The organism is Undibacterium hunanense (assembly GCF_014284335.1).
Taxonomy (GTDB): domain Bacteria; phylum Pseudomonadota; class Gammaproteobacteria; order Burkholderiales; family Burkholderiaceae_D; genus Undibacterium; species Undibacterium hunanense.
In genome coordinates this window covers 26,657-50,112 of sequence record NZ_JACOGF010000010.1, presented here as the reverse complement: position 1 = coordinate 50,112, position 23,456 = coordinate 26,657, and the positions used below count along the sequence as shown (strand labels likewise).

The 23,456-nt window shown below is 51.2% G+C and carries 17 protein-coding genes and 2 tRNA genes; 18 read left to right on the top strand and 1 reads right to left on the bottom strand.

Going from position 1 to position 23,456, the window contains the following annotated elements:
* Positions 1-65 precede the first annotated feature (65 nt).
* From paaI to H8L32_RS18485, 16 genes are all read left to right on the top strand, one after another.
* Positions 66-548 carry a hydroxyphenylacetyl-CoA thioesterase PaaI gene (gene paaI / locus H8L32_RS18560; protein WP_186948764.1) on the top strand — a complete coding sequence of 161 codons (483 nt, stop codon included), beginning with the start codon at positions 66-68 and terminating at the stop codon, positions 546-548.
* Positions 549-608: 60 nt separating this feature from the next.
* Positions 609-1,937: a phenylacetate--CoA ligase PaaK gene (paaK, locus tag H8L32_RS18555; protein ID WP_186948763.1), complete on the top strand. Its 1,329-nt coding sequence runs from the start codon at positions 609-611 to the stop codon at positions 1,935-1,937.
* Positions 1,938-1,976: 39 nt separating this feature from the next.
* Positions 1,977-3,179 carry a 3-oxoadipyl-CoA thiolase gene (pcaF, locus tag H8L32_RS18550; protein WP_222619413.1) on the top strand — a complete coding sequence of 401 codons (1,203 nt, stop codon included), beginning with the start codon at positions 1,977-1,979 and terminating at the stop codon, positions 3,177-3,179.
* 15 nt (positions 3,180-3,194) lie between these two features.
* The gene (locus H8L32_RS18545) at positions 3,195-3,794 is read left to right on the top strand and encodes a phenylacetic acid degradation protein PaaY (RefSeq protein ID WP_186948762.1); all 600 of its coding nucleotides are present in this window, start codon (positions 3,195-3,197) and stop codon (positions 3,792-3,794) included.
* A gap of 56 nt (positions 3,795-3,850) precedes the next feature.
* On the top strand, positions 3,851-5,905 hold the full coding sequence (gene paaZ / locus H8L32_RS18540) for a phenylacetic acid degradation bifunctional protein PaaZ (RefSeq protein ID WP_186948761.1): 2,055 nt from the start codon (positions 3,851-3,853) through the stop codon (positions 5,903-5,905).
* A 213-nt stretch (positions 5,906-6,118) separates the two neighbouring features.
* A complete protein-coding gene (locus tag H8L32_RS18535) occupies positions 6,119-8,941 on the top strand; it encodes an ATP-binding protein (RefSeq protein ID WP_186948760.1) in 2,823 nt (940 codons plus the stop codon).
* Positions 8,942-9,127: 186 nt separating this feature from the next.
* On the top strand, positions 9,128-11,005 hold the full coding sequence (locus tag H8L32_RS18530; RefSeq protein WP_186948759.1) for a potassium transporter Kup: 1,878 nt from the start codon (positions 9,128-9,130) through the stop codon (positions 11,003-11,005).
* A 57-nt stretch (positions 11,006-11,062) separates the two neighbouring features.
* A tRNA-Arg gene (locus tag H8L32_RS18525) sits at positions 11,063-11,139 on the top strand.
* A 1,132-nt stretch (positions 11,140-12,271) separates the two neighbouring features.
* On the top strand, positions 12,272-14,386 hold the full coding sequence (locus H8L32_RS28200) for an RHS repeat protein (RefSeq protein ID WP_186948758.1): 2,115 nt from the start codon (positions 12,272-12,274) through the stop codon (positions 14,384-14,386).
* Complete coding sequence (locus H8L32_RS18515; protein WP_186948757.1) at positions 14,383-15,792, top strand: RHS repeat protein; 1,410 nt, start codon at positions 14,383-14,385, stop codon at positions 15,790-15,792. Before H8L32_RS28200 ends, H8L32_RS18515 begins: the two co-directional genes overlap by 4 nt.
* A gap of 47 nt (positions 15,793-15,839) precedes the next feature.
* Positions 15,840-18,287 (top strand): RHS repeat-associated core domain-containing protein, encoded by a 2,448-nt coding sequence (locus tag H8L32_RS18510; RefSeq protein WP_186948756.1) that lies wholly within the window; start codon positions 15,840-15,842, stop codon positions 18,285-18,287.
* A gap of 202 nt (positions 18,288-18,489) precedes the next feature.
* Positions 18,490-19,137, top strand: a complete 648-nt coding sequence (locus tag H8L32_RS18505; protein ID WP_186948755.1) for a hypothetical protein — start codon at positions 18,490-18,492, stop codon at positions 19,135-19,137.
* Between the two features lie 182 nt (positions 19,138-19,319).
* Positions 19,320-20,057: an REP-associated tyrosine transposase gene (locus tag H8L32_RS18500; RefSeq protein WP_222619412.1), complete on the top strand. Its 738-nt coding sequence runs from the start codon at positions 19,320-19,322 to the stop codon at positions 20,055-20,057.
* 386 nt (positions 20,058-20,443) lie between these two features.
* Positions 20,444-20,836 carry a DUF4279 domain-containing protein gene (locus H8L32_RS18495; RefSeq protein ID WP_186948754.1) on the top strand — a complete coding sequence of 131 codons (393 nt, stop codon included), beginning with the start codon at positions 20,444-20,446 and terminating at the stop codon, positions 20,834-20,836.
* 181 nt (positions 20,837-21,017) lie between these two features.
* On the top strand, positions 21,018-21,266 hold the full coding sequence (locus H8L32_RS18490) for a hypothetical protein (RefSeq protein ID WP_186948753.1): 249 nt from the start codon (positions 21,018-21,020) through the stop codon (positions 21,264-21,266).
* 246 nt (positions 21,267-21,512) lie between these two features.
* Positions 21,513-21,589 (top strand) — tRNA-Arg (locus H8L32_RS18485).
* Between the two features lie 145 nt (positions 21,590-21,734).
* Here the strand turns inward: H8L32_RS18485 and H8L32_RS18480 are convergent.
* Complete coding sequence (locus H8L32_RS18480) at positions 21,735-22,145, bottom strand: thioredoxin domain-containing protein (protein ID WP_186948752.1); 411 nt, start codon at positions 22,143-22,145, stop codon at positions 21,735-21,737.
* A gap of 84 nt (positions 22,146-22,229) precedes the next feature.
* On the opposite strand from H8L32_RS18480, the gene tsaB reads away from it, so the two are divergent.
* Positions 22,230-22,922 carry a tRNA (adenosine(37)-N6)-threonylcarbamoyltransferase complex dimerization subunit type 1 TsaB gene (tsaB, locus tag H8L32_RS18475; RefSeq protein WP_186948751.1) on the top strand — a complete coding sequence of 231 codons (693 nt, stop codon included), beginning with the start codon at positions 22,230-22,232 and terminating at the stop codon, positions 22,920-22,922.
* A gap of 16 nt (positions 22,923-22,938) precedes the next feature.
* On the top strand, positions 22,939-23,430 hold the full coding sequence (gene rimI / locus H8L32_RS18470) for a ribosomal protein S18-alanine N-acetyltransferase (RefSeq protein WP_186948750.1): 492 nt from the start codon (positions 22,939-22,941) through the stop codon (positions 23,428-23,430).
* Positions 23,431-23,456 lie beyond the last annotated feature (26 nt).

The window sequence follows — 23,456 nt, the reverse complement described above, 5'->3', positions numbered from 1 at the left end:
CTACAACGCTTTGGGGCGGTTTTGCGTAAGTTCTATAAGTTTGATCTGCCCGAGGAAAAGCATAAATGAGTACAGAAACCACGCAATTTGCCAAAGACAGTCAGCATATGGCAGAACTGACTGCCGCCGCCATGTTCGCCAGCGATGCCGCAACGCGCGGGCTGAATATGCAGATAGCTCATGTGGCCGAAGGTACGGCGACACTCAGCATGTTGATCAGGCCTGACATGCTGAACGGGCATAAGACCTGCCACGGTGGTTATTTGTTTACCCTGGCTGACAGCGCTTTTGCCTTTGCCTGCAATAGCCGTAATCATGTCACTGTCGCTGCCGGTTGCAGCATAGAATTTCTGTCACCAGGGCGCGAAGGTGATGTCATCACCGCGACTGCGACAGAACAATCATTGACTGGCCGTACCGGCATTTACGATGCGCGCCTGACTAATCAACATGGCCAATTGATCGCGCTGTTCCGTGGCAAATCACATAAGCTGAACGCGGAAGTTGTACCGGGTCTGGTATTGCAAGAAAACGCAATTCCAAATTGACCTTGTGTTTAGCCATCAATCATAGAAACGAAATCAGGATAAGTGAGCGGGAGACAAAGCATGGCAGACAACACAGACAGAAAAAAAGCTACAGGCCTGGACGCAATAGAAACCGCCAGCAAGGATGAACTCCAGGCCCTGCAATTGCAGCGACTGAAATGGACCTTGCAGCATGTGTACAACAATGTCGCGCACTACCGCGCCAGTTTTGATGCGGCGGGCGTGCATCCCGATGATTTGAAAACCCTGGCTGATTTGGCGAAATTTCCATTCACCGGCAAGAAGGATTTGCGCGACAACTATCCCTTCGGCATGTTTGCCGTACCGCGTGAAAAAGTGGTGAGGGTGCATGCTTCCAGCGGTACCACGGGCAAACCGACCGTGGTCGGTTACACGCAAAAAGATATTGATACCTGGGCAAGCCTGGTAGCACGTTCGATACGCGCTGCTGGTGGCCGTGCAGGCGATATCGTGCAGATTTCATATGGCTATGGCCTGTTCACCGGTGGCCTGGGTGCGCATTATGGGGCAGAGCGACTGGGGTGCACTGTCATCCCCATGTCTGGCGGGCAGACAGAAAAACAGGTGCAACTGATACAGGATTTTCAGCCATCCATCATCATGGTCACGCCTTCTTATATGCTCAATATCATAGAAGAAATGACGCGCCAGGGCATAGACGCTGCCAACACCTCGCTGCGAATTGGCATCTTCGGTGCCGAACCATGGACCGATGCCATGCGCAGTGAGATCGAAATGCGCGCCGGTATCGACGCCGTTGATATCTATGGTTTGTCAGAAGTGATGGGCCCGGGTGTTGCCAGTGAATGTATAGAAAGCAAAGATGGTCCGGTGATCTGGGAAGACCATTTTTACCCGGAAATCATCAACCCGGATACCGGAGAAGTGGTGCCTGATGGCGAAGAGGGGGAACTGGTGTTTACCTCGCTGAGCAAGGAAGCTTTCCCCGTCATACGTTACCGCACCCGTGATCTGACGCGTTTACTGCCGCCGACTTCACGCTCCATGCGCCGCATGGGTAAAATCACCGGGCGTTCTGATGACATGCTCATCATCCGTGGTGTAAATTTATTTCCCACGCAAGTAGAAGAACTGATACTCAAACATCCGCAACTAGCACCGCAATACCAACTGGTGGTGGCGCGTGACGGGCATATGGACAAGCTCGACATCGTAGCTGAATTGCGCCCCGAAATATCTGCTACCTTGTCAGAACAGGATGTTCAGCAACTGCGCCAGCAGCTGGAACACCATATCAAAACCTTTATCGGTGTCAGCTGTAAGGTCAGCATATTACCCGCCAACAGCATAGAACGCACCCTGGTGGGCAAGGCCAGGCGTGTTGTGGACAATCGCCCTAAGGCATGAAGAAAAAATACTAACCTATAAGAGACCAGGACAAAGATTATGGAAGCATGGATATGTGATGCCGTCAGAACCCCATTCGCCCGTTACGGTGGTGCCATGGCCAGCCTGCGCACTGATGATCTGGCAGCCTTGCCGATCAAGGCATTGATCGCGCGTAATGCCGGTGTCGACTGGCAACTGGTGGACGATGTTTATTACGGCTGCGCCAACCAGGCGGGTGAAGATAATCGCAATGTAGGTCGTATGGCGGCACTGCTGGCAGGCTTGCCGGTAGACGTGCCGGCCAATACCATCAATCGCCTGTGCGGTTCCAGTCTGGATGCCATAGGTATAGGTGGGCGTGCCATCAAATCGGGTGAAGCCTCACTGATTATTGCCGGTGGTGTAGAAAGCATGACGCGTGCACCCTTTGTTATGGCCAAGGCCGACAGTGCTTTTTCACGTGCAGCAAAAATAGAAGATACGACCATAGGCTGGCGTTTTGTGAATGCCTTGATGAAGGCAAAATACGGCATCGATTCCATGCCGGAAACCGCAGAAAACGTCGCCGAACAATTTGGCATCAATCGCGCTGATCAGGATGCCTTTGCCCTGCGCAGCCAGCAACGCTGGGCGGCCGCCCATGCTGCCGGTTTTTTTGCAGGGGAAATCATCCCTGTCAGCATCCCGCAAAAAAAGGGCGAAGCCATTTTGTTCAATACCGATGAACATCCACGGCCCGACACCGATATTGCCATGCTGACTCGCCTTAAAGGCGTGGTCAAACCGGATGGCACAGTCACTGCCGGCAATGCATCCGGCGTGAATGACGGTGCCTGCGCTTTGTTGCTGGCTTCAGATGCTGCGGTAAAGCAGCATGGCCTGACAGCACGTGCCCGTATCGTCGGTATGGCGACGGCAGGTCTGGCACCACGCATCATGGGTTTTGGCCCTTCACCGGCAACCCGTAAACTGCTGGCGCAAACTGGCTTGAGTCTGGCGCAGATGGATGTTATCGAACTCAATGAAGCCTTTGCTGCACAGGGCCTGGCAGTCACGCGTGATCTTGGTCTGGCGGATGATGCGGCACACGTCAATCCAAATGGTGGCGCAATCGCGATAGGCCATCCGCTGGGTGCATCCGGCGCACGTCTGGTGACGACCGCACTGAACCAGCTGGAGCGCATCAATGGCCGTTACGCACTGTGCACCATGTGTATAGGTGTAGGGCAGGGCATTGCACTCATCATCGAACGTGCCTGAAGCCAAGGATATGGCATGACTATATACGCAATCGACGGCCTGATACCGGTGGTGCACCCTACAGCCTATGTACACCCCAGCGCGACACTGATAGGCGACGTGATCGTCGGGCCTGGCTGTTATATCGGCCCGTCTGCCAGCCTGCGTGGTGATTTTGGCCGCATTGTTCTGGAAGGCGGCGCGAATGTGCAGGACACCTGCGTCATCCACGGTTTTCCTGATAGCGACACGGTGGTGGAGCAGGATGGGCATATCGGTCATGGCGCCGTCTTGCATGGCTGTCATATAGGCAGAAATGCCATGGTGGGCATGAATGCCGTGGTCATGGACAAGGCTGTGATTGGTGAATCGTCGATCGTCGCTGCCATGTCCTTTGTCAAAGCCGGTATGGACGTACCGCCACGCAGCCTGGTCATGGGCGCACCAGCACGCATTGCGCGTGCCTTGCGTGATGAAGAAATCGCCTGGAAGACCGAAGGCACGGCGCAATACCATGCACTGACCAGGCGCTCACTCGCCAGTATGCAGGAAGTGGAAGCGCTGACTGCAGTCGAAGAAAATCGCCCACGCATTGCGCTGGCAGCAGGCTTGCCAGCATATAGTACCAAGACCTGATGGCACCAAGTCCTGATCTGAGTATCTGAATATCTGATTATTTAAGAGAGTAATCCATGAAAATTTTGCAAAGCTGGATAGCCGGTGTATGGACAGGTACAGAGCCACAACAAATCCTGCATAGCGCCATTGATGGCAGTGCGATGTACGCCAGTCATGCCGAAGCCCTGGACTTTGGCGCAGCGCTGACTTATGCAAGGCAGGTCGGCCTGAAAAATTTGCTGGCGCTGGACTTCCAGCAGCGTGCCGCCATCCTGCGCGCCCTGGCCAAATACCTGACTGAACACAAGGAAGCGCTATACGCCATTTCATCCCACACCGGTGCGACGCGCAGTGATAGCTGGATAGATATAGAAGGTGGTGCAGGTACCGTATTTGCCTACGCCAGCATAGGCACGAATGAATTCCCGTCCGGGAATGTGGTGCACGAAGGCCCGGCCATGCCCTTGGGCAAACAGGGGCATTTTTCTGGCACGCATATCCTGGTGCCGCGCCAGGGTGTGGCTGTGCATATCAATGCCTTCAATTTTCCGGTCTGGGGTTTGCTGGAAAAATTTGCTCCCAGCTTTTTGGCGGGCATGCCATGTATCGTCAAACCGGCGACTGCAACATCGTATCTGACCGAAGCACTGGTCAGGCAAATCCATGCCAGTGGTTTGCTGCCTGAAGGTAGTTTGCAACTGGTCATCGGTTCTACTGGCAACCTGCTTGATCTGCTGGAAGAAACCGATGTCGTCACCTTCACCGGTTCTGCGGCCACCGCAGCGCAATTGAAGGTACATCCAAATATCGTGTGCCGTTCCATTCCTTTCAATGCCGAAGCTGATTCACTGAATTGCGCAATACTCGGGCCGGATATAGTGGCTGGTGATGAAGAGCTGGATCTGTATGTCAAAGAAGTGGTGCGTGAAATGACGGCCAAGGCCGGGCAAAAATGCACGGCCATACGCAGGGCCATGGTGCCCGCTGCACAACTGGATGTCGTGGCAGAAAAGATACGCGCCAGGCTGGAGAAAACAATTGTCGGTGACCCCCGTCTTGAAGGTGTACGCATGGGGCCGCTGGCCAGCCGTGCACAGCAGCACGATGTACTCGCCAGCATTCAGCAACTGGCAGCAGGCAATCAAATCATCTGCGGTGGCACTGTACCCACGCAATTGCAGGGTGATGGGCTGGAGCAGGGCGCTTTCGTCTCGCCGACCCTGATCGTCTGTCGCCAACCGATGGAAAATTCAGCTGTACACGAGATTGAAGCCTTTGGCCCGGTGACTACCCTGATGCCTTATCAGAACATGCAGGAAGCGTTGACGCTGGCCGCAAAAGGCTGCGGCAGTCTTGTAGCAAGCCTGGTCACCAAAGACCCGCATGTCGCGGCCATGGCAATACCGCATATGGCAGCACGCCATGGTCGCCTGATGATCTTGAATGCAGAATCAGCACCAGAATCAACCGGCCATGGTTCCCCTTTGCCGCAATTGAAGCATGGCGGCCCTGGTCGTGCCGGTGGTGGTGAAGAACTGGGTGGCAGCCGCGCCGTCAAACATTATCTGCAAAGAGCTGCCGTGCAGGGTGCGCCCACCATGCTGGCGGCAGTGACGGCAGAACATGTGCGCGGTGCTACCGTGCTCGAATCTGATATTCATCCTTTCCGCCGCTATTTTGAAGATTTGCAGATCGGTATGTCCTTGCTGACGCACAGACGCACAGTCAGTGAAGCTGATATCGTTGGCTTTGGTGGTTTGTCCGGCGATTTTTTCTACATGCATTTTGATGAGATCGCTGCCAAAGAAAGCCCTTTCGGCAAGCGTATTGCGCATGGCTATTTTGTGTTGTCAGCGGCTGCCGGTTTATTTGTGTCACCCGCGCCGGGCCCCGTCCTGGCAAACTATGGCCTCGATACCCTGCGCTTCATCAAACCGGTAGGCATAGGCGACACCATCCGTGCCCGTCTGACCTGCAAGCGCAAGACAGACAGGCAAAAGAAAGATGCCAAAGGCGTGGGGCAGGGCGTAGTGGCCTGGGATGTGGAAGTGACCAATCAGGATAATGAACTGGTCGCGTCGTATGATATTTTGACATTGGTGGCTAAAAAATCGGATGTGATTGCATAGCCGGATGCCTGATACTTTGTCTCAAGACTAACATGGCTTGCTTACACCAGGCTTGCCATGCTTGCACCGGGCAGTTTTTTGTTAACATTATTCAAATGATGTTGAACTGATATGGGATAAAGTGAACTTTTTTCCATTGATCTGATACTATTTCTGAAACAGGACTTATTCCAGCCACCTTAGCCTTTTGATATTAGCGTTTATCCCATGGACATGTTCGTTACTGATGACGAAGTAAAACAATGGGAATGCGAGTTGCCGTGTTTGCAAGGACAGGAGTTACTGAACGTGACGGTCAGCCTGGCATGGCATTTGCGCCAGCGCGACACGGGCAGGGCGTTAAAACTGGCTGATGCTGCAGAGCAGTTGCTGCATGAGTTATTGCCGCTTGCTGCCACAACAAAAAAAGACCCTCAATCTGATCTTATTCATGCCCGGCTGATGCTGGTCAGGGCTGAAGTCGCGTGGCTGTTTGGTGAGTTTGATAATGCCCAGCAAATGACAGAAATGAGCCTGCAACTGTCTGAACATGAAAGAACGCGCTACACAGCCATGCTGGCAGCAGATGCGCACTATCTGCTGGCTTGCGTTGGTTTGTTGAAAGGCGAGATGCAGGTGATGGAGGTGGAAGTCGAACGGGCCATCCTGTTTGCCCGCCAGGCCCACGATAGCATGCGAGAGGTTGTGGCCGAATCGCTTCTGGTCAACCAGATGGTATTGCGCAACCTGCCACGTGCTATCGAGCGCTGGAGTGCAAGCCACAATCCTGCGACGGCGATTGACGACCCGTTCGTCAACAGTTATATCAATGAATTCCAGATTTATACATCTTCCGTAAGCAGCGATTTTGCGCAATCGGCCGCACGTGGCATACAGGTATTTGAATTTGCCAGGCAATACGGGCAAAAAAGACGTCTGATCAGCATCGCCAGCAATGTCGGTGATTCATTCAACAGCATGCGTGATCATCAGGCCGCCTTACGCTGGATACAGGAAGGCTTGAATCTCGCCCGCGAAACTGGCTGGCCTAACAGCATCGCCAGTTGCCTGATCCAGATGTCAGAAACCCTGCGTCGTCTTGGGCGACTTGATAGTGCCAAGGAATTGCTGGAGAGCGCTTTTCCCATTCTGAATAATGTTGTTGGTTCACGCTCACATTTACTGGCTTTGCGTTACCTGGGCGATTTGTCGCTGGACCGTGGTGATTTTGATGTCGCGCTGAAGAGTTTTTCTGAGCTGATGTTTTGGGCCGACAATAAAGACCACCTGGATTTCCGGATCGGTTCACGCCGTGGTTATGCGGCTGCATTGTCGCAGTTGGGGCAGGCACAAGAGGCCCAACTGGCCGCGCTGGATGCGCTGGAACTGGTGCGTCACAGCAAAGACAGTTATCGCCATGTTGAAGTCTTGCGGGTGCTGGCTGCCTTGCACGCACGGCATTTCTTGCCACCTCCGGTCGACATGCAGGCGGCCAGTGCTGCGCTATATTATCTTGGCATGGCCATGGATATCGCCAGTCATATTGGCGGCTTTGTCGTGCCGGGTGAGCTGTATCAGGAACTGGCAAATGCCTATGCCGCTGTCGGCAGTTTCAAAGAAGCATATGAATATAGTCGCGAAGCCATTGCTGCCCGAGAAAAAATTCATAACCAGGATGCAGCACATCGCGTCAATGCCATGCAGTTGAATCAGCAGACTGAACTCATGAAGGCAGAAAGCGAACACCTGCGCCAACTGGCGGCAGCCGAAGCAGAGCGCGCCGAAGTCTTGCAACAGACCAGTGCCGTGCTGGAAAAACTGGGTGCGATAGGCCAGGAAATTACCGGCAGCCTGGATGCCGAGGCAGTATTCGACGCACTCAACCGTCATGTACACGATTTGCTGCACGTTACCGCCTTTGTCATCTACCTCATGAATGATGACCAGCAAAGCATGACGTCTGCCTTTGGTGTGGAAAACGGCGTGCCAATAGAGCCGGATACCGTCTACATGCAAAGCGAAGTCTCTAATTCAGTGCGCTGTGTAAAAGAACGAAGCGAAATTTCCATTGAGCTGGCCGGCGAAGACGATCTGCCCGGCCTGATACCCGGCACAGAAAAAGTACACAGCATGCTGTTTGCGCCCTTGATTATCGGCGAGCGTGTACTGGGCGCCATGACCATACAATCGTCCCGCCAGCTTGTGTATGGCGCACGCGAGAAAATGATTTTCCGCTCGCTGTGTGCCTATGGCGCGATTGCGCTGGGCAATGCAGATGCCTATCTGCGCCTGAAACAAACCCAGGAGCATTTGCTGGCACAAGAAAAACTGGCCGCCCTGGGCTCTCTGGTGGCCGGTGTTGCACATGAGCTCAATACGCCGATAGGCAATTGCCTGCTGGTCGCCAGTACCTTGCAGGATGGCAGCAAAGTCTTGCACAGCAAGCTGCAAGGCCAGACCCTGCGTCGTTCTGATCTGAACAATTTTTGCGACGAAGTCAAAACTTCATCCGAGATACTGATGCGTGGTTTAAGCAGTGCCGCCACTCTGGTCAGCAGCTTCAAGCAGGTGGCGGTGGATCGCACTTCAGAGCAAAGACGCAGCTTTGATTTGCGCCAGGTCTTGCACGACATCATCGCCACACTGAACATACGCATTACCCAGACTGGCCATACGATAGAACTGAATGTACCTTATAACATCCACATGGACAGTTACCCCGGGTCGCTGGGACAGGTGATCAGCAACCTGGTAGAAAATTCCATCCTGCATGCCTTTGATCACGTCGAATCCGGTCACATGCGTATCGACGTATCCATGGTGGATGAGCAACGCGTACTGATCGGTTTTTCAGACGACGGGGCGGGCATACCCGAAGAAAATCAAAAACGTATTTTTGATCCCTTTTTTACGACTAAACTGGGGCAGGGAGGCAGCGGCCTGGGCTTGAATATTTGCTATAACATTGCAACTTCGATATTACATGGTCAGTTAAGCGTCAAAAGCAGCATAGGTGCGGGCACCAGTTTCTTCCTGGATTTGCCACTCACAGTTTGAGTGCGGTACCGCAGCCTGGCTATCCTGTAGAGATAAGTAGTAAATAGACATTGATTCGCGTAAATTTTTTGTAAAAAGAACTCCCGAATTTGATGCTTGTCAAGCAGCGTTTTTTTGTTGCACTTACTTGAAAATAGTTACGGAATCACCTATTGTGCAATGCACCAATAATAACAAGGTACACAATTGGCTAATCAACACACAAAAAGCAGCCTCACAGGGTTAACGCTGGCTGCTGTCGGCATCGTATATGGCGATATAGGAACAAGCCCTCTTTACACGATGAAAGAGGTGTTTTCAAAAGAACATGGCCTGCCCCTCACTGATGCAAATATTTTCGGCGTAGTTTCGCTGATACTGTGGGGGCTGCTGATTATTGTCGCAATCAAGTATGTCACCCTGATTTTGCGCGCAGATAACCGTGGCGAGGGCGGTATCATGGCCCTGACTGCGCTGGCGCTGGAATCGGTCGGCAAATCTTCCAAATGGCATTTCACATTACTGGTCCTGGGTTTGTTCGGGGCATCCCTGTTTTATGGCGATGGTGTTATTACGCCCGCCATTTCAGTCTTGTCGGCGATTGAAGGGCTGGAAGTGGCAACACCTGCCTTTACCCCCTACGTCGTACCGATTACCCTGGTGGTGCTGTTGTTATTGTATTCAGTGCAATACAAGGGTACAGCCGGTATAGGTAAATGGTTTGGCCCCATCATGGTCATCTGGTTTCTGGTGCTGGCTGGCATGGGCATCTATAACATCATCAAAGTGCCTGGCATTTTGTGGGCATTGAATCCTGGACACGCCATCGGTTTCCTGGTTGAACAAAAGTTGCTGGCCTTCCTGGCGCTGGGTGCTGTGGTGCTGGCATTCACCGGTGCCGAAGCACTGTATGCAGACATGGGCCACTTTGGCAGCAAGCCTATCCGTTCAGCCTGGTTCATGATCGTTTTCCCTTCGCTGGCACTGAATTATCTGGGGCAGGGCGCACTCCTGCTGGGTAATCCGGCAGCCGCAGGCAATCCTTTCTATCAGCAACTGGGTGCGTGGAGCGTGTATCCGCTGGTGATCTTGTCCACCGTGGCAACCGTGATCGCCTCGCAGGCGACCATCTCCGGTACCTTCTCCATGACCAAGCAGGCCATCGCCCTGGGCATCATGCCAAGAATGGAGATCGTACATACCTCAACCCATGAAATCGGGCAGATTTATATCCCTGCCGTGAACTGGTTGCAACTGGCTGTCGTGGTCGCAGCGGTGATTGGTTTTGGTTCTTCTTCCAGCCTGGCTTCTGCCTACGGTATTGCGGTTACCGGCACCATGCTGGTGACATCCTTGCTGACCTTCTTTGTGATTCGCTACGGCTGGAAATACAACCCCCTGTTGTGTTTTGCAGCGACTGGTTTCTTCCTGTTTATCGACGTCTCACTGTTCTCTGCCAACGTGCTGAAGTTTTTCCACGGTGGCTGGTTCCCGGTCGTGCTGGGTATCGTCATATTCACTTTGATGATGACCTGGAAGCGTGGGCGTGAACTGGTGTTTGACAACCTTAAAAAACACGCGATTCCACTGGAAGATTTTTTGGAATCCCTGTTCGTCTCGCCACCAGTCAGGGTTGCAGGCACGGCCATATTCCTGCGTGGTGAAGCGGACGGTGTACCACATGCGCTGCTGCACAATCTGTCGCATAACAAGATCTTGCATGAACGCGTCGTCTTCCTCACCTTGCACAACAGGGAAATCCCCTGGGTGCCTTACGCCGAACGTGTCAAGGTGACGGACCTGGGCAATGCCTGCTTTCAGATCGACGTGTTCTATGGTTTCAAGAACGAACCCGATATCCCGGCAGCGCTGGCATTGTGCGAACAATATGGCCTGACTTTTGAGGCGATGGAAACCTCGTACTTCATTTCTCGCCAGACCATTATTTCCAGTCCTGGCAGTGGCATGGCCATGTGGCGCGAGAGCGTTTTCGTCGCCATGTCCCGTATTGCCCGCGACGCCGCCGACTATTACCAGATCCCCAGCAATCGCGTCATTGAGGTGGGTTCACAGGTGGAAATCTAAAAAATGGCGGCAGGGGCTTATCAATTGAAAAAGCCTATGCTATAATCTTTGTCTTTCGCGGCTGTAGCTCAGCTGGATAGAGTACTTGGCTACGAACCAAGGGGTCGTGGGTTCGATTCCTGCCAGCCGCACCAGATTTAAAGGGACTAGATGAAAATCTAGTCCCTTTTGTCTTTGGAAAATCGCTTTTGTTGCGTGTGCATGTGTGGCATCCAAAAATATTTTACCTTGCTCCTTTTTTATCCGGCTTAAACTTGTAAACATCGGTTTTGTAAAAGATCGTAGCCAGTCTTTTTTTGTGGAAGTAAGTTTTACAATCAAAAATTTGCGTAACATTAGTTAACATTGAAGACTTTTTCATAATATAATTGGAGCGTTTATTTTGCTGTTAATTCGGGCGCAAATGTGGCAATAGTTTTGCGCGTGCGTGTTTTCAATCTCCTCCTGTTTTGGTGGTGTTGAGTTACATCGCCATACCTTCCCTGTTCAGATGTGGATGTTATCTGAATGCAGAAAATCACTATGCAATGCACGTACAGTGCTAAATGTCAGGTGAACCCATGTTTAGAAATAATTCATTGATTCAATCAATGTGTAGCTTCATGTTTAACTTGCGTTGAACAGTGGTCTTACCGGGTGTCCATGTTTGCTGGTCACCTGCACCCAGGCAGTATTGGTCGCCCTTTGCGTCACAATTTTCACGTCCCGCTCCGCTTTTAAAATTCGCCATGAAGTTGGTGTTTCGCAAGTTGGAATGACGTAACCAAGTACCTAGTTCATTTAAAGAATTTCCTTATGTCTATATCTCAGTGGCCGCTTGTTGCTTTAGAACGATTGGTTTGTTTTATCAAACGTCGCTTTAAAAATAATGTCAAAAAAGTCGTTTTGTTCGTTAGTGTTTTCTGTTGCTTGATGTTGGGTGTTTCGACGGCCAATGCGCAAGAGACATCCGTTAAACCAGAAAAATATTGGACCTTGAGCGGCTGGTCGTGGTGCGTAGGCACATGGGTGGATAACGCATATCCTGAAGTTAAAGACAAGAAATTTTCATCTCCAGAAAACGCCTGTAGTGCTGTTGGTACTTTTCCAGTTCTTAATCCACCAGATAACAATGGTCAGATGGGTAGTTGTTTTGATAGAACGCCACCGGAGAATACCTGTGGCACGGTTGCATTGATAGTAGTTTGCCCTGCTAATACAACGCTAAGTGCCGATCGGGAAGCTTGCAACTGTAGTCCTGGCGAGGTTGTCGAAGACAAGAAGTGCGTGAAGAAAGCTCCGGATGAACCCGATCCAAATAAACCGCCTCCGCCTATTCCATGTTGTGGCAACCCGATTGTGCCGGCGAACGCCAGTAAAATTCAAATTGAAACCGACTTCAAAGTGAATGGCGAGCTTGGTTTTGATCGTTATTACTATGGTGATATGCTCAATATTGACGAGGCAACGGTACGCTTGTTTGGCCGTCACTGGGTGACCCCTTTTGATTCTAAAATCTTACAGGAGCCCATACGCATCAATAGGGCACCGAATGCAGTCTGCTATACCAATAGCGTAGACGATCGTACATTTTGCCCGGATAAATCACAAAAGCTGACTGGCCTGGTTATTCCAGACATTGTTTCTGTCACACGTCCCAATAGTGGCCGTCACTTGTTCAGCATGGCCAATGGTGTCGGTACGCCCGATGCTGATATTAATAGCCGCCTTACAGCAACCACAGACAGCAATAATAAAATCGTCTGGACCTACACCGATGGCGATACCGAGAATATCGAGAGGTACAGTGCCGACGGCAAGCTTTTGTCCATCACGTCCCGTGCTGGCATGACACGTACAATGACCTACAGTACCGGTACCAGCAATGACACGGCAACAGCCAGATGGCCAGCCGATGCACCCGTTTGCGGTAACGTGCAATCTGGCGCAGTGTTGCCAGCGGATCGCTTGCTCTGTGTTACCGATAATTGGGGCAAGCAGATCCAGTTTGAATACGACATAGTTGGCCGTATCGTGAAGCTTATCGCGCCAGACAATGCAGTAACGACATACCAATATGACGGTGCATCTGGCGGTTGCGCTACCTCGGGTGCCACTAGTCTGGCTTGTAGTGCAAATAACCTCACGGGCGTCACCTATCCGGATGGCAAGCAGCGGACTTATCACTACAACGAAAGCGCATGGATCAATGGCGGCTCGAATTGTCGTGGTAATAATGTGGGTAACGGGTTCGGTGTTCTGCCAAATGTGCTGACTGGCATCACAGACGAAAACGGTGTGCGTTTTGCGACCTGGGGTTACGATTGCATGGGTAGGGCGACCATGTCACAGCATGCTGGCGGCGTAGAAAAGGTTACTATTGAATATGGTTTTAGTACCGTTCGAAGCACCCATGGCATCAGGTACTTTGGCGGAACAAATGCCAATCCTACCGTTAGTGCAACGTTGTATGTATATTACCCGTGGATCGTTGGTGTTCCTCAATACATGGGTACCTATGACCGCTGTGCTGGTTGCCCTACAACCAAAGGTCATGGCTATGATGCCAACGGTAACCTGACCAGTAAATACGACTGGAAAGATATCGGCACATCCTATGATTTTGATCTGAACCGCAATCTGGAAATTCGCCGCACAGACGCATTCAATACATCACAGCCCTTAACCACGACCACCTCCTGGCACGCGACTTACCGTCTGCCGATTCAGGTCAATGAACCCTTATTGCGCACGACCTACACCTATGACACCAAAGGCAACCTGCTGACTAAAACCACACAGGCGACCAGCGACACCAATGGCAGCCAGGGCGCCAGTGCCAGTGTGACCGGTATAGCCCGTACCTGGACCTACACCTACAACAATGTTGGTCAAGTCCTGACCGTAACCGGCCCGCGTACCGATGTGGTGGATAAAACCACCTACACCTACGATAGCAAAGGCAACCTCAGTACCGTCAGCAATGCGGCTGGTCATCTCACGACCCTTGCCAACTATGACGGCAATGGCCGTGTTGGTCAGATTACGGACCCCAATGGCCTGGTCACCACACTGAGCTACACCCCACGTGGCTGGTTAAGCCAACGTGTGAGTAATGGTGACGGCGTCTCAGAAACCACCAGCTACCAATACGATGGTGTCGGACAGATGACCAAAGTCACCCTGCCGGATGGCAGCAGCATCAGCTACACCTATGACGACGCCCATCGCCTGACTAAAATCAACGACAGTCTGGGCAACAGCATCAACTACACCCTCGACAACATGAGCAACCGCATCAATGAAACCGTTACTGACAGCAGTGGCAACTTAACGCGCCAGGTCAGCCGTGTGTATGACATCTTGAACCAATTGCAAAAAGTGACAGGAGCCGCACAATGAGCCGCCACTTTACAAACAGTTTGATGGCCATGGCGCTGGCTGGCCTCTATGGCAGCGGCTATGCACAATCCACCGTCTACCAGTACGAGTACGACAACGTTGGCAACGTCACTAAAATCACCAATGCCAACAACGTCGCCACCCTGCAAAATTACGACGTCCACAACCGCCTGCAAACACAGACCGATGGCAACAGCAAAGTCACCGGCTATGACTATGACGGCCAGCATCGCCTCATCAAAGTCACCGATGCCCGCAGCCTCAGCACCCTCTACAGCATCGACGGCCTGGGCAATCAGCTCAGTCAGATCAGTCCCGATACCGGCGTCACCACGACCACCGTCGATGTTGCCGGCAATATCCTGACCCGTACCGATGCTAAAAGCCAGACCACCAGCTATGCTTATGATGTGCTCAACCGCATCACCCGCATCACCTATCATGATGGCAGCATCATCAACTACAGCTACGACCAGGGCGTCAATGCCAAAGGTCGACTGACCCAGATCACGGACGCCAACAGCACCATCCAGTACAGCTATGACAGCCGTGGCCGCGCGCTGACCGACACCCGCACCATCAATACCGTCAGCTACGTCACCCGCTACCAGTATGACAATGCAGGCCGCATTAGCAGCCTGACCTATCCCAATGGCCGCAAAGTCAGCTACACCCGCGACAGCCTGGGACGCATTACCCAGATCGACAGCAGCAAAGATGGCCTTGCCCTGACCCTCGTCAGCCAGGTCATCTATCGCCCCTTTGGTGGCGTACAAAGCTATCACAACAGCGCCGGGCAAACAGCCACCCGCAGCTTTGACAACGAAGGCCGCATTGCCAGCTACACCCTCAACAACCAGGTGCAAGCCGTCACCTATGATGCCGCCAATCGCATCACCGCGATCAATGACGTCAACAACAGCAATCGCCAGGCCAGCTATGGCTATGACAATCTCGACCGTCTGACCAGTTACACCACACCGCAAACCAGCCAGAGCTTTACCTATGATGCCGTAGGTAACCGCAGCACTAAAACCACAGGTGCCGCCAATACCAACTACACCTACGCCAGCACTAGCAACCGCCTGACCCAGGTTGCTGACAGCCAGAGCAATGCGATCGTCAGCGACGCCAACGGCAGCATCACCAACAATGGCAATGCCCAGTTCACGTACGACACCCGGGGCCGCATGACCGCAGTCACCACCAGCATCGGCGTCGTCCAGTACACCATCAATGCTTTGGGGCAACGGGTGCAAAAGGCCGTGCCGGCAAATGGCAGCAATGCCGCGACCAGCACCCTGTATCACTACGATGGTGGCGGCAAACTGATCAGCGAACGCACCGGACAAAGCGATGTGGATTACATCTACCTCGGTGATATTCCTGTGGCAGTCATCAAATAAGGCAGCGCATTGCTGCCCCTGACTCATTAATTAAAAAAAGCAAAAGCATGAATTCAACTTTACAAACCGTGCGTAGGGCATGGGGCAGCTTGCAACTGTCAGCAATAGGTGTCGTCCTGTTGAGCTGCTTCGCAGTTCCGGGTGCCCAGGCCCAAACCACCCCGGTGGTCGCCAACAGCGTCTTCAACGTCTTCAGTGGCGGTAAAATCACCCTGGGTGACACCGTCAATACCCAGGCCTTCTGTAATCCGGGGTTCTATGACAGCCCCAAGGTCAACGTCATTGCCGCCAACCTGCTGGGTACCCAACTGTGTAAAAACAGCAGCAGTACCAGTACAGCCGCAGCCACCACCATTGCCACCAGCGGTGCCAATGTCAGCCGCCTGATCCTGCCAGCCTACCTCAGCACCGCCAACCTGCTGGATGTGAACTACGCCAACAGCGCCCAGGTCATCGCCAACAACGGCAGCACCAGCACCACCCTCAACGGTGCCGGGCAACTGACCGTCACCAGCAACAGCGGCGGCACCACCGCCTCCCAAACCCTGACCCTCAAAGTACAAAGCAGCGTACTCAGCCTGCCTGCCGGAGAATATGCCAAAGTCGCCAGCCAGGCTGGTGGTGTCCTGCACTTCCAGGGTGGTAGTGTCGCCACCCGCATCAAACAACTCAGCGTTGCCAACTGCAACGGCAGCACCATGGAGTTTGAACCGGGTGACTACTATATAGAAACTGCCAGCTGGCAACAAAGCTGCCACCTCACAGTCAGTCCTGCTGCCAGTGGCAATACCGCCACCAGCGTCAACCTGTATTTTAAAAACGCCTTCACCCTCAATGCCGGCCCCACCTGCTGGAACATCAGCGGCACCTGTGGCAGCACCATGGGCAGCACCCAGATCCAGGCCCAGCAACCACAAAAGCTCAAGCTCTACGTATATAACGGCAACTTCACCACCGTACAAGGGGCACAGATTGCGGCTGGTATCTATGTAGACCAGGGCGATGTCAGCCTCACCAGCGCCAACAACTTCGCCATCATCGGTGAAGTCTTCGCCAAAAACATCACCAGCACCAATGGTGGGCCGACCGTATTTGCCTACCGTCAGGTACTCAGCACCACGACCGCAAGCGTCGGCAGTGGTGGCACCACCGCCACACCACCGACCATCAGCCTGTCGCCTGCCGTATTGCAGACCAGCCAGGCCGCGCCTGCCAATGGCAACTTCATTGCGCCGGCCAGCATCAGCCTGACCGCTACGGCAAGCGCCGCCAGTGGCAGTACCATCAGCCAGGTCCAGTTCTACCAGGGCACCACCCTGATCGGCACAGCCACAGCACCGACCACCACCAATGGCAGCAGCTATAGCGTCAACTGGACCAATGTCGCTGCCAACAGCTACAGCGTCACCGCCAAAGCCACGGACAGTGCCAACACCACAGCGACCAGTGCACCGGTGACTGTGAACGTCATCAACAACAACCCGCCCACGGTCAGCCTGACGGCCAACCCGGCGAATGCAACCGCACCAGCGACCATCATCCTGAATGCGACAGCAGCCGACAGCGATGGCACGATTGCCAAGGTAGAGTTCTTCAATGGCGCAACGGCCATTGCGACCATAACCACAGCTCCATTCACCACCAACTGGACGAATGTGGCCCAGGGCACCTATAGCCTGACAGCCAAGGCAACCGATAATCTGGGGGCGGCAACGACCTCAGCAGCAGTACCTGTGAGTGTGACGGCGAATGTACCGAAGGCATATGACATTCACAGTGACCAGCTCAACACACCGCGTGTGATCACGGATGCGAGTGGCAATGAAGTCTGGCGTTGGGACAGTGCACCGTTTGGGGAAACAGCACCGAATGAGCAACCAACACAAAGCACGGCGAAGTTCACCTTTAATCTGCGCTTCCCGGGACAGTACTTTGATGCGGAGACGAATCTGCACTATAACTACTACAGGGATTATGATCCGCAGGCAGGGCGGTATGTGGAATCTGATCCGATTGGGTTGGATGGGGGGATAAATACGTTTGGGTATGTGGGCGGGAATCCGATTGGGTTTTCAGATTTTTGGGCGCTCTGCAGGGATATGTATGGCCCGACACAGGAAGACATACGGAAAAGTATTGAGGAAGATCCCGTCTTCGATCATCTTTTTATTGCTGTGAAAAGTGCTAAGGGTGGTTTCGGTCCAAATTTAGATCCTAACCCAAGATATCGTACACCAATAAAACCAGAGTTAACGCTGGAACTTTGGCAAGTTAGGCAATACTATTGGAATGAGAAAACGTATGAAACTTATGTCGCATGGGCAGAGGTTACAACTGTTTGTGAATGGAAAACGATTGATAAATGTGGGAAGGAAACAACTCACATTACTACAACAAAATCAATAAAAGAACTTGCTAGGAGAAAGACACTTATAGATACAAGGTTTATGACAAGAACTGAATGGCTATGGAAACTTCTTGACCAGGGAATTTAAGCAATAACTATGGATATAGATTCATAATTCGGACAGATATAGACGTGGTTGGAGTTTGTCAATAGACAATTGTGGGAGGTGAGAAGTCTGCTAATAAAATTGGGTTTGGTATTTTCTGAGTCCAATTATTTTGGTCGACTACTGCTTTTTATATTACAAAAATATATTTTTGCCAAATATTTGAATTTAATAAGGATGTTGCATGAAGTATTTTAATAAAGCGTTTTTGGCGATTTCTATTTTTTTGATCATGACATCAAATTGTTTGGCGCAAGCAGCACCGGAAAAAGCAATAAAATTATCTGAATTTAAAGAGGTGCTTAAAACAGATGAGCCAGATGAAATTGTTGTTGCATTCAATCGTGTGAAGCGAAATCAACGCTCATGGGAGTTAATAAGTTTTACTATGTCGTTATGGTTAAAGGACAAGAAAAAATATCCAGAGTTAAATTGGACGTTGATAGATTCACCGTTAATTCGCCTTGAAACTGCGGATACGCTTTTGCAGGCAAATTACAATGGTTTTATAAAAATTAACAAAGAAGAGTTTCATGCATACGCGAGAAAATTAATCTTGGAGCAGGACCAAGTTGTTAAAAGTAAAGCGATTTCAGCAATTGGTATTTTGAAAAATAAAAATGACATTGAGCTTCTTCGAACCGTAGCACTTGAGGAAAACCCTGTCACTTTTACTTCTACGATTATTGCATTAAGTAGTTATTGTGGCGGGGAAACTGAAGTTGCGATAAAAGATATTCATGCAAGAATTAAGCTGCTCGAAAATAAGAAAAGAATGCTAGAAATTATCTCTAGCATGAAAGACTTTAGGCCTTTCTGTAGAAAGAATTGAGTCTGTAGAAATATCAAATTGGCATATCGAGGCTCGCGCTATTTCTATGGCGCTGGGAGTCGAGCTTATACTCTGATTTTCTTTAATTGTGATTTCATTATTTTCAGACATTAGTACGTATGGAAAGTCAGGGTCAGGTCTTACATTCATACATTCCCTAAAAAGCCTGCTGTGCTTCTAGCATGGTAAGGCCACTAAGATTAGAGTTTGCGGGTGCTTTGTATCACGTCACTTCTCGTGGAGACAGGCGTGAGGATATCTATTTGGATGATGACGACCGGCAGGAGTGGTTGACGGTGTTGGCCGAGGTGTGTGATCGCTTCAACTGGGCGGTACATGCCTACTGCGAGATGAGCAATCATTATCATCTGCTGGTGGAAACCATTGATGGCAATTTATCGCGTGGCATGCGCCAGCTCAATGGCTTGTATACCCAGCGTTTTAATCGTCGTCACAAACAAGTCGGGCATTTATTCCAGGGCAGGTACAAAGCGATTCTGATACAAAAAGAAGCGCACCTGTTGGAGTTGGCGCGCTACATTGTTCTTAATCCAGTACGTGCCGGGATGGTGAGTTTGCCAGAGCAATGGCACTGGAGCAGCTATGATTTCTGCGTGCGTGACCGGCACGCGCCGCCGTGGCTGGATACCGACTGCTTATTGGGGCAGTTTGGCGTCAAATGTCAACAAGCCAGGTTGGCCTATGCCAGGTTTGTACTGGATGGAGTGGGCTTGGCTTCGCCTTTGCTTGCAACCCGGCACCAACTGTTGCTGGGGGATGATGAATTTGTCGAAAAATACCAGCATCAATTACGCCCTGAAGACCTCCAGGACGTGTCTATCGCACATCGACGTGCGATTTCTTTACCGTTGCATGCCTATCAGGAAAACTTCGCTGACCGCAATGAGGCCATGGCCTAGGCGTATCGGTCTGGCGCTTATTCCATGGCTGAAATTGCGGCCTTTTTTTCTGTTCACTACGTTACTGTCAGCAGGGTAGTGCGGGCATTTGAGGCAAAACGCGAACAGTAGACTTGTGTTGATTTGTGCCTTCTTTAAAGACTTTAATGAGACTGAGTGACGGCGACAGGTTTTATATTCACACATTTGCTTGTTGTAGAATTGTCGTAATGTAAGACCTAACCCCTATTTAGTAGTAGTTACGGAAATGGAAAAGCCATAGCTCAATCAAAAATTTTCGCCAATCAGAAATTTAAGACTGTAAGAAAAATGGATGAATTTATCGCGCATTTAGATAAGGCGTGCAATTGATCTACTGATGTTCTTGCTTGTATCAAAGGTAGGAAATGCATAAATACACAGTTTCGTTCCGGATTGAGGGGCGATTTTTGGTCCCGTCAGAGGTCACTGACATATTGGGATTGCAGCCATCTCATGTGCGCGTGCATCCTTCGGACGAAAATTATAATGGACGTAATTCACTCTGGTCTTACAGTGGCTCTGCATCACAGATCGAATGGGATTCTCTTGAAGATGGACTCCTGCATTTGCTTGGAGAGCTTTTCATAAAGAAAAATTTAATCGATTTAAAATTTACGGAATGTAAAAAATATTGGTGGTGTGGTCATTTTCAGCAAAGTTTTGATGGAGGGCCAACATTTTCACCTGAGTTGTTTAGAAAGCTTGCTGATTTTGGTGTGCCACTGTTTTTGGATAATTACTTTTCTAGTGATGATTAATCGCGTTGCTGTTGTGCTGAAGTCCATGCTTAAAGTGCAGACTGCTTGCTTCTGTTGGGGGCTTTTGATTCATTTTTCCAAAAGGACGGAAGTAGATTTCTGAATGGGTAGGTACGCCATGCATGATTAACATGCTCTCAGTGTGAGGGCGAACTACTTGGTGTCGGAGAGTGCAATCGAAATGAAAAATTATCTTTTTTACGTGATGGTTCTTTTGATCGTATTGATTGGGTTGGCGTTAATTTTATTTGCAATGAATAAATTAAAGCAAAAAGAGAGTGGTGTTGCTGGTTTATTCATATTTGGACCTGCATACCTCATTCTGCTAAAGCGTAACTACAAATTCACGACCCGGGAAAAGCTTGGTTGGGGAGCAGTTTTTGTCCTAATGCTCGTGGTTCCGCTCATTTCTCATTGGTTAGAGAGTTGAGTTTTCTGAGGTGTGCTGTGCATAAAATACATAGGCAACGTGATGAAAATGGAGGACTATCAACCTCCCTAAGGTTTAAACCTTGGCGAGAACGTACGATGTCAGGCTAAAAATATTCTTAAATGCGATATGGTTTTATTGGCAATAAAATTGTCGTGACTGGTATTTAACCTGTACAAAACTCCAAAATATTTCCCCCAAAGGGCTTTTTATTTCCAGATTACCCGTGCTATACTCTCGTTTTTCGCGGCTGTAGCTCAGCTGGATAGAGTACTTGGCTACGAACCAAGGGGTCGTGGGTTCGATTCCTGCCAGCCGCACCAGATTTAAAGGGACTAGATGAAAATCTAGTCCCTTTTGTCTTTTTGACGTTGAAATATGCTCCTGATGGGCTTATACCTATGGCGCAGCGCGGCGCCGGTCCCTGTCCATAGTTGTCTGCGTTGTGTCTGCGTTGTGTCTGCTTTGTCAGCTTGCCAGGATCAGTTGCCGTATATTCCAGCCTTCCGGGGCGTCCTGGTTGACGGCGCTGCGTTTGATTTTCGGACCTGGTGCGTGTTCTGTCATGGATGCAATCAGTCTTTGCAATTGCATCTGATCTGGCAGCACGGTGCCCAGGAAGATGACCTGGTCGCGGTGTTGAATCAGGATGGTAGGAAAATCCTGAATATCCACTTCATCCACCAGATGGGCCTGGTCTTCGATGTCTATCCAGGCGAAGCATTTGTCGGCATGCTGTTGTACCAGGCTATCAAACGCTGTGCGATAGGCATTGCAGGTGTCGCACCATGCGGCGCACAGGCAGGCGATAAGCCAGTCCTTGTCTGCTAGTTCTGCCTTGATGGAGGGGATGTGTTCGGTATTCGTGATTGCGTTCATATGGCAATTTTAACCGAACTGGGCGACCGGGTGCGACTGGCAAAAGCCAGCCTTGAATTGAATGGAACACGGTAAAATACGGGCATGACTATTCTATTAGCAATTGAAACTTCTACCGAACTGGCAACGGCAGCCGTGCTGGTGGACGGGCGCCTGTATCTGCGTGAGCTTTCTGGCGTGCAAACGCATTCCCAGGGTATTTTGCCTGCTATCCAGGCGCTGTTGAAAGAAGCAGGTGTAAGCCTGCAGGATTGTGCCGCCATTGCCTTTGGTTGTGGGCCGGGCGCATTCACCGGCATCCGTACGGCATGTGGCATTGTGCAGGGCCTGGCTTATGGCGCAGACCTGCCAGTTTTGCCGGTGGTCAGCCTGCAGGCAATGGCAGAGGCTGCCAGGGGTGAAAAAAGCCTGGCCGAATTTGTCTGCATACTGGATGCACGTATGAATGAAGTCTATTGGGCGCAGTATCGTTTTATCGGCAATGCCTGGGAAGTGGTGTCAGCACCGGCGCTGGCACGTCTTGACGATGTCTTTCCACAGGTGGGTTTTGTGACGCCCACTTATGTGCTGGGCCATGGTGTTGTCTTGCCGGAAGCGATTGCGGCCAGTGCAGACAGTTTGGTGCGCATGCCACATGCGGCGCAGGTGGCAACACTGGGCCTTGACGCATTGCAGGCAGGCTTGCAATTGCCGCCCGAGCAGGCACAACCCTTGTATTTGCGCAACAAAATTGCACTGACCACGGCTGAGCGGGAACAGGCCAAAGCACTGGTTTGAAAGATTGTTGAGATTGATGAATTTGACGCCCACCTTAACTGTCTTGCCTGCCACGGCTGCATCGCCAGCTTTGTGCAAGCTCGGCTATGCCGATATAGACCGAATACTGACGATAGAAGAACAGGTGTACACCCATCCGTGGACGCGGGGTAATTTTACCGATTCGCTGTTAAGCGGCTATGAAGCTTATGGCTTGCGTGATGCAGAGCAGGAACTGTTTGCCTATTTTGTGGTGATGCCGATTCTGGATGAATTGCATCTCTTGAATTTTGCTGTGGACTTGCCGCATCAGGGGCAGGGCAAGGGTAAGTTATTACTCGATAAATTGTTCGATTATGCGAATGAACGCCTTTATGTATCCATCTTGCTGGAAGTCCGGCGCAGCAATGCGCGTGCTATCGCCGTCTATGAAAGCGCGGGCTTTGCTGCCATTGGCGTGCGCAAGGGCTACTACCCCGCGCATGATGAGCAGCGCGAAGATGCCATTGTCATGCGGAGGGCCTGCTGATGCCTGCATTTGATCAACACGATCAA